Genomic DNA, 15001 nt, shown 5'->3' on the forward strand with positions numbered 1-15001 from the left:
GGCCGCGCGAATCGGGCCGGCGCACGCTTTTTCAGATGCGTTCGTCGCCCTTGGTCATGCGGGCGATCATCGGCTGCTTCCAGGCATAGGTATGCACGAACGCCATCGCGATATGGCCGGCGATGAGCGCAAAAAGTATCCAGCCGAGAAAGCCATGCCACTCGCCGCCCAGGTTCGACATCCATTCGATCTTCTCGGGCTGGCCGGCGAAAATATCGATACCCAGCGCAGAGAAGGGGCGCGTACTGCCATAGGCGCGGATGAGTGCAATGACCGGTACGGCAATCAGCAGGCCGTACATGGCGACATGCCCGAGCGCCGCGAGGCGATCGAGTCCGCCCTTGTGGGACGGGCGCCGCGATATGTTCAGGAATCCCCAGATACCACGCAGAACGGCCAGGCAGAGCAGCAGAACCCCGTTCGAGAAGTGGTAACCGAAGAAGAAATCGGTGATCGGCGTGTCGTCGAGAAAATAGTGCAGTGCCGCCGAGATGATTTGCCACAACAGCAGTAGCACCATCGCCCAATGGAAAAAGCGGCTGACCAGGCCGTAGCCATAGGCGTGATCCATGACCCGCGTATTCATTGTTCGTCTTCCCGATATGAGTGTGCAGCGCAGATATTAGCGCAGGCCATATGACAATGTGCTGATTTCAGTGGGGTTTGTCTGCGGCGCCGAGTCTCTGGTCTTGAATAGTTCGCGTAATACAGGCAGTTACTCGGTATCAGCTAAACAATAGACAGCTATGCCCAGTCTTTTCGACGGCGCGAGTTCGCGTATCGAGGCCGCGCTCGAACACACTACGATTTCCGACGATATCGCCCAGCAGCTGGCCCAGCCGGACACCGCGCTCAAGGTTTCCGTGCCGCTGCGCCACGACGACGGTGCGATGAAGCTCTATCCGGGCTATCGGGTGCGCTACGACAACACCCTCGGCCCGTCCAAGGGCGGTATTCGTTTTCATCCCGACGTGAATGCCGATGAGGTTTCGACACTCGCCTTTTGGATGACGATGAAGTGCGCGGTGCTCAACCTGCCGTTCGGCGGCGGCAAGGGCGGCATCTCCATCGACCCGAAGCAGCTGTCGCCTGCCGAAATGGAGCGTCTTTCGCGCGCTTATATCGACAAGGTCGCCGATTTCATTGGCCCCGACACCGACATCCCCGCGCCGGATGTGAACACCAATCCGCGGGTGATGGGCTGGATGATGGACCAGTACCGCATCATCAACCGCGCCGAAGAACGTGCCGTGATCACGGGCAAACCGGTCGAGATGGGCGGATCGCTCGGGCGGACCACCGCGACCGGTGATGGCGCCTTCCATGCCCTGCAGACGATGATGCAGCGCTGGGGCCGCAAGGCCCAGGGCGCGACCGTTGCCGTTCAAGGCTTCGGCAATGCCGGCCAGCAGTTCGCGCGGCTTTGTGCCGATGCCGGCTATAGCGTGGTCGCGGTCAGCGATTCACGGGGCGGTATCTATGACGCAAACGGGCTTGATCTCGATGCCGTCGCAAAGGCCAAGCAATCCGAGGGTTCGGTTACCGACGCGCAGGGCGAAAAGCTCTCCAATGAAGAAGTGATCGCGCTCGACGTCGATGTGCTGGCGCCCGCTGCGCTCGAAAGCGTGATCACGGCCGAGAATTCCGCGGATGTCAGGGCCCGCGTGATCGTCGAGATCGCCAACGGCCCGGTCGCCAGCGAGGCGGACGCTACATTGGTCAACAACGGTGTGCAGGTGCTGCCCGATATCCTCGCCAATGCCGGCGGCGTGACGGTGAGCTATTTCGAGTGGGTTCAGAACCGACAGGCCTGGTACTGGGACGCCGAGACCGTGGCTGAACGGCTCGAATCACGCATGGTCGATGCGACGCAGCGCGTGGCCGAGCGAGCGAACGCGTTGGATATCGATTACCGCACAGCCGCCTATGTGCTGGCGCTGGAAAAGCTCGAAAGTGCCGCCCGGGCGCGTGGCACCAGCGCGTTCTTTCGCGACGGCGCGTGAGCTGAATAGCGGGTTGGGCCGTCGGGGCGTGTATGCCCCGGCGAGCATTTCCAATGCTGCCCTTGCGCGATCGCAGTGCAGCATTGCGACCATCCGGTGCAGTGCGCCGAGAACGCTGGTAGCGAGAGCGTTCCTTCCCTGAGCGGCTGCAAGCTGCTGAGCGATTAAGTTAAATCCGGTAGTGCGGCGCGTCGCGCGTATCCCCCTTGGCGTGGCTTTCTCGCTTTGATTTATTCCAATGCTTGACTAATTCACGACGCCGGTGGATTACTCGTCGTGTCGGTGAAATCGAGTTTCGTTATTCGATTCGGCGGCATACAACACGACAAACGTAATCAACACGCGCACCTGAATCGTCCACAACAGAGACGGCGGTGACGCAGGAGGGGATATACATGACGGATCTACGCTGGACGAAAGTCCTGGCGCTCGCGATGGCGGGCGCCCTGGTAGTCGGTTGCTCCGATAGTGGGGGCAGCGATGACGTGGATAATGGCGATGATGGCGAACAACAGACGCGAGTACAGGACACGCGTGACTTTGCTGTCAATGAAGACTCGCTAGCCTTCGAGGCGCTCGACGGCGTCGAGACTGATCGCTGGACAGGAATTGCGGACAACGGCGCGGGTTATCGCGTCGAAGTGCCGGCAGAAGGCAACTGGAACGGCATGCTTGTCATGTATGCCCATGGCTACCGGGGCGAAGGCCCCGAGCTGACGGTAAGCAGTCCGTCACTGCGTAGCTATTACATAAGCCAAGGCTACGCCTGGGCCGCGTCGAGCTATAGCACCAACTTCTACGACGTGCGTACCGGCATCGAAGACACCAATGCGCTGGCCAATGCGTTTGTCGATATCGCGGCAGAGAACGGCCGCACGCTCACGGCGCCGTCGAAGATCTATATCACCGGCGATTCCATGGGTGGGCATGTTGCAGCCGCCGCGATCGAGTCAGAGACGCAGGCCACAGCGGCCAACAAGGTGACCTATGCCGGTGCGGTACCGCGCTGTGGCGTGGTCGGCGGCACCTACGAGTTCGACTATCTGTTGAACTTCACTTTCGCAGCCCAGCACGTTGCCGACATGGGCCCGACGAGCTATCCGGCGACCGACTTCGACCAGACCGCCATCGACAACGTCCTCTGGACCACGAATCCCAGCTTTACGGCCCAGGGCGTACCGACGGACGCGGGCCTGCAGCTGGAAAACATCGTGCGCACCCTGAGCGGCGGCGATCGTCCGACATTCGAGCAGGGGTTTCGCGGTGGCTATTACAACGTGGTCATGGGTACGGGCGGACGTGACGGTACGGTCAACGGCATTCTCCTGCGCAATCTCAGTGGAAACGATGGCGTGACCTACAATCTGGATGGTGACCCGGACAGCAGCACGGCTGAAGAAACGGCTTTCAACGAGTCCATGTTCCGCGTTATGGCCGATCCAGCCGCCAATCCGCTCCGCGGCGACGGTGTGCGCTGGATTCCGCAGGTAAACGGCGAGTTCAGTGTGCCGGTGGTGAGCCTGCACAACCTGGGTGATCTGTATGTCCCGTTCGTGCACGAACAGATCTATCGCGAACGTGCCGAAGCCAATGGTAGCGATCAGTGGCTGGTGCAGCGGGCGATTCGCTCCTCGCCGCATTGCAGCTTCGAAGCCGCCGAACTGGTCAGCGCTTTCGACGCCATGATTGCTTGGGAGCAGAATGGCACCAAGCCGGAAGGCGACGATGTGACCACGGCCAGCGTGGTGGCGGACGAGAACTACGGCTGTCAGTTCACGACTGCAACGCGGCCGGGTGTGGCGGCCTGTCCGACTGCCGCTGTCCCATAGGGATCAGCAGAGCGATCAGCGGGCCGGGGCGATGCCTCGGCCCGCTTTTTTATGCCTGCGAATCAGTCCGCGACTGGCCAGAGCCGATTATTGCGCCGCTCGATTCGCTTGGGGATCGTCATCTGCAGCGCCGTGTCGCCGCCGCAACGCGCGAGCAGCTGATCGACCGGTGAACGCTCGGTAGCTGCCAACTGCGCGTAATCGTCGAGTACGCGCTGGAGCATCCATTGCGGATAGGCCATGAGTGCACGTGTGCCCGTGGCCTCGCCGAGGCGGAACGTGTGTTCGCCGAGCCCGCGTGGCAGGCGTTCCTCCGGATGTTTGGTGATCCGCTGTTCGACCGCGGCGACGGTATCGCGCAGCACCGGAAATTGCTCGTCGAACTGGCGCCGGAGGATCGGTAGCAGCGTTTCCGGTACGTGGTCGTCTGCAGGCCAGTCGCCCACTGCCGGCGTATCCACGAACATGCGCTCCACCCAGGCCGCGACGGCGGGTGCGCGTTCGCGCATGAGCGCGCCGGGGGCCGGGTCGCGGTAGAGATGCGCATAAAGCGGGGCGATCAGACCGAAGTCGGCCAGGCTGGGGCGCTCGCCGAGCACGTAGCGATGGGTCGAGAAATGCGCTTGCAGATCATCGAGCGTAGCCTGCCAGGAGGCTTCGATCGCCGGGGCCGTGTGTTCGTCGATGCCCAATGTCGGCAGCATGCCGGCGAACCGGCCGGCATTGCGGCGGGCGACACGGCGGCGAATGAAGGCCGGCGCGTGCGGCAGCACCACACGCCCGAACTCGCCCATGAGAAACGCTTCGTTCTGTTCCGGAAAGTTCCAGCGATAGTGCATCGCCGGGATCAACAGCCATTCGTCGGCATAAAGCTCGAGCAGACGCGCGACGATGCGCTGACAGGGCGTGGCCGGGTAGACGCCGCGGGCGCGAAAACGCGCCTCGCAGAAGTCGATGATGTCGGTCGTATCCTGAACGAACTCGCCGTCGGGCGACTCGAGTACCGGGATGAAATGCACCCCGGTACGCGGCTTGATCACCCGCTTGTAGACACCCAGCGTCGACAGCTTCTCGCGAAAGGGAATGCCCTTGTAGCGCAGATACGCCCGAGCCTTGCCCGTATAGAGCGAGAACTCGGTGCCGTAGAGCGTGTAGGCGCCTGCCACGCGGTCAGCTCCGTTTGCTGCTCATCAGGCTGGCGACCGTGGTGACGATCAGGATGCCGATGATGACCGATAGCGATAGCCAGATCGGGATCTCGGGCACCAGATGCACTTCCTGGCCACCGTTAATGAAGGGCAGTTCGTTGGTATGCAAGGCGTGGATCATCAGCTTGATGCCGATAAAGCCGAGAATGACCGCGAGCCCGAAAGACAGGTAAACCAGCCGGTCGAGCAGCCCGCCCAGCAGGAAGTACAGCTGGATCAGGCCCAGCAGGGCGAAGGCATTCGCCGTGAATACGATATACGGCTCCTTGGTGAGGCCGTAGATCGCCGGGATCGAGTCCAGTGCGAACAGGATATCGGTGGCGCCGATGGCGATCATCACGATCAGCATCGGCGTGATCAGGCGCTTGCCATTCTGAATCGTGGTCAGCCGCGTGCCGTCGTAGTCTTCGGTGGCCGGCAGATATTTCTGGGCCAGGCGCACCATGATGTTGGGTTCGTATTCCTCGTCTTCGTCGTGCTTCGTGCGCGCCAGACTCCAGGCGGTATAGAGCAGAAACAATCCGAAAATGTAGAACACCCAGGAGAAGTTTTCGATCGCGGCCGCACCGAGTGCGATGAATATCGTGCGCAGGATTAGTGCGATCACCACGCCGACGAGCAGCACTTTCTGCTGATATTCGGCCGGCACGTTGAACGAGCCCATGATGATCACGAACACGAACAGGTTATCGACCGACAGGCTCTTTTCGGTGATATAGCCGGCGAAGTATTCGATGCCGTGGTCATGACCCCAGACCATCCACAGGCCGATGCCAAAGATGATCGCGAGCACCACATAGAAAATCGACCAGCCGCCGGCTTCTTTCAGCGACGGTGCGTGCGGTGTGCGCACGTGTGCATAAAAATCGAAGATCAACAGGGCAAGAATGCCTGCAATCGTGCTGCCCCAGATCCAGACCGGTACATCCATCGAATCGTTCTCCTCGTGGCGCGCGAATACGGTGCGCCGTCGTTGCCGCGATGCTACCCGCGCCGGCGTCAACGCATTGTTAACGCGGCGGGCGACGGCCAATGGGCGACGGTGATCGCCCGCGGCATCATCGCACGTTAGCGGCACGCGGTACGGGAATTGCGAGCGTGACGGGGTGGCCCGCGATGCGTATCTTACGCGGCTCGAAATTCAGGGAGAGTTGATGGTGCAGTGGGCAAATCGTACGTCGGGTGAGTCGCCCTACTGGGGCGCGGGGCCGTTCAAGATCCGGTTGCCGTTCCTTCATTACCGCTTTGAATGGCCGGACTACCTGCAGGGCTTGTTGATGTGCGCGGTCGACCTGGCTGCGATCCCGTTGATGACCGACCTGCTGGGCATGCCGTTCGAGGCCGCCCTGGCCGTGGTCATGCTCAACGGCCTGTTCTATCTGACCCATCACTTGCTCGGCGACCCCGTCGTGCCGGGCTGGATCACGCCGGCGATCCCGCTGTTGATCGCCTATTGCGAAGGCTTCCCGGAGGGCGTGGATCGCGTGCATGCGCTGATTGCCTTCCAGTTCATGCTCGGGGCGTTGTCGATCGGTCTCGGCGTGACCGGACTGGCCAAGCACGTGGTGCACTGGGTGCCGTCGGCCCTCAAGGCCGGCATCATCATGGGTGCAGGTCTGGCCGCGGTGAATGCCGTATTCGCCGACGACGGCCGGTTCTGGACCTTCCCGTTCACCATCTCCATCGCGGTCGGCCTGGCCTTTCTGCTGATCTTTTCGCAGGGCTTCAACGTGCTCAAGCAGCGCAACGCGGTGTTCGGGCTGATCGGCAAGCTGGGTATCTTCCCGATCATTGCGCTGGCGATCGTCGTGGCGCCGCTGTTCGGCGAAGCACCGTGGCCGAACGTGGAGTGGGGCTTCTCCAAGCCGGACTTCGTAACCCTGTGGAGCGACTACACCGTGTTCGGCGTAGGCCTGCCGCCGGTCTGGTACTTCATCCAAGCGCTACCGATGGTGGCGGCGACCTATATCGTGCTGTTCGGCGACGTGCTCCAATCCAAGGCGCTGCTCGACGAGGCCGACGGCGCGCGTCCGGACGAGGACATCGACTACAACCCCGATCGCGCGCACATGATCTTCGGCGCGCGTAACGCGAGCATGAGCGTCCTGGGTCCGGATGTCGCCATGTGTGGCCCGCTCTGGGCGGCCATGCATGTGGTGATCGTCGAGCGCTACAAGGAAGGCCGCAAGGCGATGAATTCGATCTTCGGCGGGGCGGGCTCGTTCCGTTGGGGCACGAACACCGGCCTGCTGCTGTTGCCGATCGTGTCCGTCATCCAGCCGATTCTGGGCGTGGCATTGGCGCTCACCCTGCTCATCCAGGGTTACGTGAGTGTCCGCATCGGGATCATGGAAGCACGCAGCCAGCGCGACCTGGGCATCGCGGGCGTGACCGCCGGCGTGCTCGTCACCCAGGGTGCAGCGTGGGCGTTCGGTATCGGCATAGGTCTGTGCCTGCTCATCTATGGCAAGCAGTTCTTCTCGGGCGAAATCGACGAGACCTTCGTCAAGGACCGGGATGGCGGTCACTAGCGCAGCACAATGCGTCAGGGTTGCGGCATGAGCCGGATCGCGAGCATCTGTGTGTACTGCGGCTCGCGCGACGGCGTGCGCGACGATTATGGGCAGGCGGCCAGCGCGCTCGGCGCGCTGATTGCCCGTCGCGGCGTGCGGCTGGTCTATGGCGGCGCCCAGGTCGGCCTGATGGGCGCAGTGGCCAACGCCGCGCTCGCCGCTGGCGGCGAAGTGCTGGGCGTGATTCCCGAGTCCATGATGGATCGCGAGATCGCGCATGTCGGCCTGAGCGAACTGCAGGTCGTGTCCGGCATGCATGCGCGCAAACTCGCGATGATGGACGCCGCGGATGCCTTTATCGCGCTGCCCGGGGGCTTCGGCACGCTCGAAGAGCTGTTCGAGGTGCTCACCTGGCACCAACTGGGCTGGCACGACAAGCCTTGCGGCCTGCTCGACGTGGCGGGTTTTTATGCCCCACTCGTCAACGCCATGGCCCATATGCGTGACGAAGGGTTCGTCTCCTCGGCCCATGTCGAGCGCATCCGGGTTGCCAATACCCCTGTAGGCCTGCTCGAATCGTTGCATAACGGCGCCTGAGCGCGCCGCGCCCACGCCACTAGTTGCATCATCAGAATGGCGGCCCGGCAGCCGCTTATCGGAGAAACCCATGAGCTCCAGTCAGGATAGTGTTTCCTCCAGTCAGCAGAAGGCGCATTCGACCAGTCGCGCCGGCCGTATCGGCCTGTTCCTGGGGCCGTTGGTCATGCTGATCACGCTGGTTCTGCCCGCGCCGGCCGGCATGGAGACGGCCGCTTGGCATTGCGCCGGCCTGGCGCTGTTCATGGCGACCTGGTGGGCGACCGAAGCGATTCCGATTCCGGCCACCTCGCTGCTGCCGCTGGCCATCGGCCCGGCGATCGGTGTCGGTGGTATCGAGGATCTCGCGGCTTCGTACGCCGACGACATCATCTTCCTGTTTCTTGGCGGGTTCCTGCTTGGTCTGGCGATGCAGCGCTGGAACCTTCATCGGCGTATCGCGCTGAGCACGCTGCTGGCCGTCGGCTCCAGCCCGGCGCGCCAGATCGCGGGTTTCATGATCGCCACGGGGTTCATCAGCATGTGGGTGTCGAATACCGCCACCTCGATCATGATGCTGCCGATCGGCATGTCCGTGGTTAGTCTGATGGCGGAAGACCCTGGCGAAGAACGATCCCCGGCCGTCGATCGCTATGCCACGCGCCTGTTGCTGGGTATCGCCTATGCCGCCTCCATTGGCGGCGTGGCCACGCTCATCGGCACGCCGCCCAATGCGCTGCTCGCCGGCTACCTGTCGTCCGATCAGGGCATCGAGATCGGCTTCGCGCAGTGGATGGTCGTCGGCATTCCTGTGTCCGTCACGATGATGGCAGTGGCCTGGTTCTGGCTGGTGCGTGGTGGCTTTGAGCTGGATACCAGCGAGGCCGGCCGCGACATGCTCAAGAACGAGATGGAGAAGCTCGGCCCGCTTACCACGGCCGAGAAGCGCGTCGGGATCATGTTCCTGCTCGCCGCCGGCTTGTGGATCTGTCGGCCGCTGCTGGGCAATGCCGGTCTCGACTGGCTGTCCGACGCGATGATCGCGATGGCCATTGGCGTGGCGCTGTTCGTGATCCCGGCCGGCGACAACAGGGGCTCGCGCCTGATGAACTGGGAGAACGAGGCCGGCGTGCCCTGGGGCGTGCTGCTGTTGTTCGGCGGTGGTCTGGCCCTGGCGGGCGCGATCAAGAAGACCGGCCTTGCCGAATGGATCGCCACCCAGATGGAAGTCTTCGGCGTGCTGCCCAGCGTGCTGCTGATCGGCGCCGTGGTGCTGGTGATCATCTCGCTGACGGAGGTCAGCTCGAATACGGCGACCGCGGCCGTGTTCATGCCGCTGCTCGGTGCGTTGGCCGGGTCGGTCGGCGTTGATGTGCTGCTGCTCACCGTGCCTGCCGCAATCGCGGCCAGCTGTGCCTTCATGATGCCGGTGGCCACGCCGCCCAACGCTATCGTGTTCGCTACCGGACGTATGCGGATTCAGTCGATGATGAGGGCCGGTCTGGCGCTCAACGTGGTCTGCGTGGTGCTGGCCACGCTGATTCCGTATCTGATCATCAGCACGTTCTGGTAGCGGCCGGCGTGGCCCAGCCGATCGAGGCGCCGGTGCGCGCGGCACGCGCGCCGGATTTCATCGCGCTCGACGTGGAGACCGCGAACAACGACGCGGGCAGCATCTGCCAGATCGGCTTCGCCACGTTCGCCGACGGCGCGCTGGTGGAGAACTGGTCCTGGCTGATCAATCCGCACACATGGTTTTCCGGCCACAACATCGCCATCCACGGCATCCGCGCCGCGGACGTGGCCGATGCGCCGGGCTGGGATGAGTGCTACGACGAGATTGCCGCGTTACTGGCGGGCCGGATCGTGGTCTCGCACACCGCTTTCGACGTCACGGCTACTGCCCGCGCCTGTGCGCGTTACGACCTGCCGCTCTTGGGTGCCCAATGGCTGGATTCGGCGCGCGTGGCCCGGCGGGCCTTCAGCCAGTTCGCCAAGCGCGGCTGGGGGCTGGCCAGCCTGTCCGAACATCTGAAGATCGACTTCGCCCATCACGATGCAGGAGAAGACGCCCGCGCGGCCGGGTTGGTGGTGTTAGCCGCGGTCGAGGCCAGCGGCCGCTCGGTCGCCGACTGGCTCACCGACGCACATCGACCGTTGCGCGAGTTCGTCTAGCGCCGAGTATGGGCAGACAGAAAAGTGCACGCGTGCACTTTTTGGAAGGCCGGGGCGCATCCGCCAGGCGCCGCACCGCGTTATAGTCGAAAGCTGTTTTCGTCGAGTTCTCACACCGGTGCTCAACCGTTTTACCCAGCGCCTGCCGGCGCCGAATCAACTGCTCACGCCGCTGCATAAACGCCTGCGTGACTGGATCGTGGGCGTTGTCGCGACCACGGAAGATTTCGGCATCGACTACGACGCGCCGGTCGGCGACGCCGGCCTGTTCGGCCCCGACAGCGTGACCTGGAAGATCCATGGCGATTTCCCCGGCATGATGTCCGGCGGCATCGCCGCGCTCATGCTGCAGACGCTGCACCCGCGCGCGCTTGCCGGCGTGTGGGATCACTCGAACTTTCGGGACGATCCGCTCGGCCGCCTGCGGCGCACGACCATGTTCGTCGCCGCCACCACCTACGCGCCGACCGCGGACGCCGAGCGCATCATCGAACTGGTCGACCGTATCCACGACCGCGTGCGCGGCAGCACGCCCGAAGGCGAACGCTATTCCGCGCACGATCCCGACCTGCTGACCTGGGTGCACTGCACTGAGATGGCGAGTTTTCTCGATGGCTACATGCGCTATCGCCGGCCGGGCCTGAGCGTGGCCATTCAGGATCAATACTTCGACGAGACGCGGCGTATCGCCGAAGCGCTTGGCGCCGAGAACGTGCCGGCCTCGCGCGCCCAGATGGACGAGTATTTCGCTGCGATGCAGCCCCGGCTGCGTTTCGACGAGCGCTCGCGAGCCACGCTCGCCGTGCTTGAATCAATGGAGCTGCCGATTCCGATTGCGGGCGTGTCGCGGCGGATGTTCCTCGGGGCGGGCGCGGCAATCCTGCCGCTATGGGCGCGCGAACTGATTCACCGCACCCCGCGCCAGCGCCTGATCGACCGTGGCGCCGCGGAAAGTCTCAACCGTGTTGCGCCGTTGATTCGTGCGGCCATGTCGGAAGGTGTGGCGGTACGCTCGGCACGGCGTGCCGGGGCCGAGCGGGACTGCCTGCAGTTCGATTAGATTCGGCGCTGCGCAAGTCTCGGTGTCTAGTTCGTGAGTTCTGAATCAACTATGTAGGCGAGCGCCGCTTGGGGTTTCGCGCTGCTGCGCGAGTGTCTTTTATTTGCTTGTCCAAATAAAAGTCACCAAAACAAAAGACCCCCCGTCTTGCGCCGATGCTTCGCATCGGTGCCCTGCGCTGCTCGCCCGGCCGGGCGCAGCCGGAACTCGCTAGCGCTCAAACACCCGTCTGCTTAATCCCGGCCGCGCTCCGCTGCTCGGCGCTTCGCCAAAGGGCCCCGAACACAGACAGGCTCGGTTTCGCTCGCTCATGCTCACGACCGTCTTAAGTCGGATTATCCGGAGGCGTGATCCAGCGGGAACGTGAGCAAACGCCCTCGCTTCAGCTCTGTAGGTGAGTCGGCCTCACTTTCCGAACCGCGGTGCCTGTATTCGGGCCCCTTGGCACGGCGACGGAGACGCGCAGTGGCGAAGGGTGTCCGGCGCATTGCGCCGGTGCGGTCAGCCTGTTTGAGCGTCGCCTAAGCGACGCGAGTTCTGGCCGCAAACCCTTCGCCGCGAGCATCGCAGTGCACCGGCGCCTCGCGCCGGCGCCGTGCCGGGTGTCTTTTTCTTTGCTTACTTTCTTTGGGACAAGCAAAAGAAAGGGAGTCGCACAGCAGTGCGAAACAAAAGTGTGGTCGAACTGGTGAGTGCCGCGAGATTCGCGGCATGAGTCTGCGGGATTCGACACAAAGGAGAGCGTTTATTGCGCCTTAGATTTGCCTCGCTGTCGAATTCGTCCCTAACGCCTTAACGAAAATAAAACCAGCCAGAAAAAAGACACTTCCGTTGCGGGCTCGCAATTGGATATTCCTGAGAGCTGGCCTAAGCGAATCGGACATCGTCATCCCGAGTGACGATTAGGTGCCTGGAAGATCGGGCGGCGCCCCCAGAAACGGCGCGGGGTCGACCGGGCCAAAGCCGGTATAGATCCCGAAATGCAGATGCGGCGGTGTGGTGCGCGCGTTGCCGGTATTACCGACATAACCGATCACGTCGCCGGCCTCCACGCTCGTGCTCGCGTCCACCGCGAACTCGTCGAGATGAGCGTAGTAATAGCGGGCGCCGCCGATGCCGAGCATGCCGGACGACAGCCAGACATGCTTGCCGCCGATACCACCGCTGCCGGTGCGTACTCGGCCGGCGGTGACCGCGCGGACCGGCGTGCCGCGTTCGGCGAAGATATCCACACCGTGGTGCTGGCGCGCGCCGCCGTCGCGCGGCGCGCCGAAGCCGCTGCCGATATCGCGCTGGCCGGCGCCTTCGACTGGAAACGGAATCGAGCCGCCGCGTGCCATCGCGATCTCGTAGCTCGCTTCAGCCGCGAGCTCTGGCTGGAGGACAACGCGATAGTCGCCGTCCCGATCGACCACACGGCTTTCGGTATGGCCATCGGCATCCAGCGTGGCCACCGTTGTCCAATCCGTCGCGTCATCGCTGTCGGCCGCGCGGCGTTCTAGGCTCACGTAGAGCGCGCTGCGACAGCTTTCGCACGGCGTGTCGCGCCGCAGCCGAATCTCGAAACGCTCGCCGCGTTTCAGCGAGGTTTCGTAGACATGAGCCTCGATGCGGTCGGCGGCGAATTCGTCTCGGGTGGCATAGCGGGTCGTGAAGCGTCGCGGGTCGGCGCCGGCGCGGTCGACCGCGCTGCGCCAGCGTTGGCCCAGGGCGCTGTCTTCCAGCCCGGCTATGCGCAGGCGTAGCGTGTAGATGGCTCGCGGCGAGATGTTCAAGCCGTCCATCACCGCGGTTCGTGTCGTTTCCAGTGCGTCGCGACGCAGTTCGGGGCGTTGCGATAGCAACCCGATCAGGGCCGCCAGCATCAGCAGCAAAAGCCACGGCCGCCAGCGAGCGCGCTGGCGCTTGGCCGGCGCTTCGGCATCCGGCGTGGGGTTGTGTTCTTCGGTGGTCACCGGCTCGGCGCCGCGGTCGTGGGTCGGCGCTGCCGGATCTCGCTCGGCTTCGTCGTTCATGTAGGGGTCGACATGGGTCGGATGCGCTGGATACGTTACGGGCGGTAGTCCGGATGATGGTGGGTGGCGCACGGCGCGACTTGGGTATTCGTACGCATTGCTGTTACGGCAAGCGATGTATAGGGTCCCCGCCCTGATTTTTGTCGTATGGGCACGAACGCAACATGAGCGCAAACGATACCGACCTGGGCACGATGGATGCCGGCAAGCTTGTCTCGCTGTTCAAGTCTGGCGACGCCTCCCCGCTGGAGGCAACGCGTGCCGCGCTCGATCGTATCGATCGCTTCAACGGCGACGTCAACGCCTATGTCCATATCGACCGTGAAGGCGCAGAAGACGCGGCCCGCGCGTCGGCACGGCGCTGGGGGCAGGGCAAGCCGCTATCGCCTGTCGATGGCGTGCCGACTTCGATGAAGGATCTCACCGAAGTGGCGGGGATGCCCGCCCGTGATGGTTCGTTGACCACCGGCACGGCCAAGTGCACGGCCGACGCCCCGCCGGCCCGTATGTTGCGCGAAGCCGGCGCGGTGTTTCTGGGCAAGACCAATACGCCGGAGTTCGGCTGGAAAGCGGTCACCGACAATCGCGTGTTTGGCGCGACCGCCAATCCTTGGGATACGCGCCTGACGCCCGGCGGTTCGTCCGGCGGAGCTGCGGCAGCGGCCGCGCTCAACATGGGTGTGCTGCATCAGGGCGGCGACTCGGGCGGTTCGATTCGGATTCCGGCCGCATTCACCGGTGTCTTTGGCTTCAAGCCCACCTTCGGCTGGACCCCGCAATGGCCGCCGGCCAAGATGCCGACGTTGTCGCATATCGGCCCGCTGACGCGCCATCCGCGCGATGCCGCTCGCATGCTCAACGTTATCGGCCGCTACGACTACCGCGACCCCTACGCCACACGCGGCCAGCCCGAGGACTGGGGCGTCGATCTGGAATGTGATCTGCGCGGCCTGCGTATCGCCTATTCGCCCGATCTTGGCTATGCGGATGTCGATTCGGAAGTTGCGGCGCGGGTGAAAGAAGCGGCCCAGAAGATGGAGGAGCTCGGCGCAGAAGTGACCGAGATCAATCCCGATTTCCGCTCGCCGATCGATATCTTTCGCAAACTCTGGTTTACGGCTTCGCTCCAGGTACGGAACAGCTGTGACCAGAAAGGTCGGGAGATGTTGGATCCGGGCCTGGTAGCCAACGCCAAGCATGCCGAGAACTGGAGTGCACTAGAGCTTTTCCAGGCATTTTCCGACCGTGCGGACCTCACCCTCGAACTGGAGAAGTTCAACCAGGACTATCACCTGCTGATGACCCCAACGGTTCCGTTGAAGCCGTTCGAGGTGAATCACGAGGTGCCGCCGGGCAGCGGCATGCGGGACTGGGAAGAATGGGCGCCGTTCTCTTATCCGTTCAATCTCAGCCAGCAGCCAGCCGCGTCCGTGCCCTGCGGGTTCACCGATTGCGGTCTGCCGGTCGGCTTTCAACTGGCAGGCGGCAAGTTCGACGATATTCGCGTGTTGCGCGCCTGTAACGCCTATATGGATGCCTATCCGGCACGATTCCCGACCGTGCCGAACCCGGCAGAATACGGCTGAGCCGCCTTAAGCCGCTGGCCGAGGCTCGGCAGATCG

General features: G+C 63.5%; 12 protein-coding genes. 8 read left to right on the forward strand and 4 right to left on the reverse strand.

Going from position 1 to position 15001, the window contains the following annotated elements; genetic code table 11:
• Nucleotides 1-31: 31 nt before the first annotated feature.
• Nucleotides 32-586, reverse strand: a complete 555-nt coding sequence (locus SADO_RS09100) for a cytochrome b (protein WP_353110863.1) — start codon at nt 584-586, stop codon at nt 32-34.
• A 160-nt stretch (nt 587-746) separates the two neighbouring features.
• Between SADO_RS09100 and SADO_RS09105 the strand changes: the two genes are divergently transcribed.
• Nucleotides 747-2003, forward strand: a complete 1257-nt coding sequence (locus tag SADO_RS09105; protein WP_353110864.1) for a Glu/Leu/Phe/Val family dehydrogenase — start codon at nt 747-749, stop codon at nt 2001-2003.
• Between the two features lie 395 nt (nt 2004-2398).
• Nucleotides 2399-3832, forward strand: coding sequence for an alpha/beta hydrolase (locus tag SADO_RS09110; RefSeq protein WP_353110865.1), 1434 nt, complete (start codon nt 2399-2401; stop codon nt 3830-3832).
• 62 nt (nt 3833-3894) lie between these two features.
• Here the strand turns inward: SADO_RS09110 and SADO_RS09115 are convergent, their stop codons facing one another.
• Entirely contained in the window at nt 3895-4998 is a 1104-nt protein-coding gene (locus SADO_RS09115) for a glutathione S-transferase family protein (RefSeq protein ID WP_353110866.1), read from the reverse strand.
• Nucleotides 4999-5002: 4 nt separating this feature from the next.
• Nucleotides 5003-5971: a TerC family protein gene (locus tag SADO_RS09120; RefSeq protein ID WP_353110867.1), complete on the reverse strand. Its 969-nt coding sequence runs from the start codon at nt 5969-5971 to the stop codon at nt 5003-5005.
• A gap of 223 nt (nt 5972-6194) precedes the next feature.
• On the opposite strand from SADO_RS09120, the gene SADO_RS09125 reads away from it, so the two are divergent.
• The 5 genes from SADO_RS09125 to SADO_RS09145 all read left to right on the forward strand — a co-directional run bounded on the left by SADO_RS09125 (nt 6195) and on the right by SADO_RS09145 (nt 11364).
• The gene (locus SADO_RS09125) at nt 6195-7571 is read left to right on the forward strand and encodes a hypothetical protein (protein ID WP_353110868.1); all 1377 of its coding nucleotides are present in this window, start codon (nt 6195-6197) and stop codon (nt 7569-7571) included.
• A 27-nt stretch (nt 7572-7598) separates the two neighbouring features.
• On the forward strand, nt 7599-8150 hold the full coding sequence (locus SADO_RS09130) for an LOG family protein (RefSeq protein ID WP_353110869.1): 552 nt from the start codon (nt 7599-7601) through the stop codon (nt 8148-8150).
• A 70-nt stretch (nt 8151-8220) separates the two neighbouring features.
• A complete protein-coding gene (locus SADO_RS09135) occupies nt 8221-9702 on the forward strand; it encodes an SLC13 family permease (protein WP_353110870.1) in 1482 nt (493 codons plus the stop codon).
• Nucleotides 9703-9710: 8 nt separating this feature from the next.
• Nucleotides 9711-10304 (forward strand): 3'-5' exonuclease, encoded by a 594-nt coding sequence (locus SADO_RS09140; RefSeq protein WP_353110871.1) that lies wholly within the window; start codon nt 9711-9713, stop codon nt 10302-10304.
• 118 nt (nt 10305-10422) lie between these two features.
• Nucleotides 10423-11364 (forward strand): oxygenase MpaB family protein, encoded by a 942-nt coding sequence (locus tag SADO_RS09145; RefSeq protein ID WP_353110872.1) that lies wholly within the window; start codon nt 10423-10425, stop codon nt 11362-11364.
• A 902-nt stretch (nt 11365-12266) separates the two neighbouring features.
• Here SADO_RS09145 and SADO_RS09150 read toward each other — a convergent pair.
• Nucleotides 12267-13379: a M23 family metallopeptidase gene (locus tag SADO_RS09150; RefSeq protein WP_353110873.1), complete on the reverse strand. Its 1113-nt coding sequence runs from the start codon at nt 13377-13379 to the stop codon at nt 12267-12269.
• A 164-nt stretch (nt 13380-13543) separates the two neighbouring features.
• On the opposite strand from SADO_RS09150, the gene SADO_RS09155 reads away from it, so the two are divergent.
• The gene (locus tag SADO_RS09155) at nt 13544-14965 is read left to right on the forward strand and encodes an amidase (RefSeq protein ID WP_353110874.1); all 1422 of its coding nucleotides are present in this window, start codon (nt 13544-13546) and stop codon (nt 14963-14965) included.
• The last annotated feature ends 36 nt before the right edge of the window (nt 14966-15001 follow it).

Origin of the sequence: Salinisphaera dokdonensis CL-ES53, assembly GCF_040361215.1 — a bacterium.
GTDB classification, from domain to species: Bacteria; Pseudomonadota; Gammaproteobacteria; order Nevskiales; family Salinisphaeraceae; genus Salinisphaera; species Salinisphaera dokdonensis.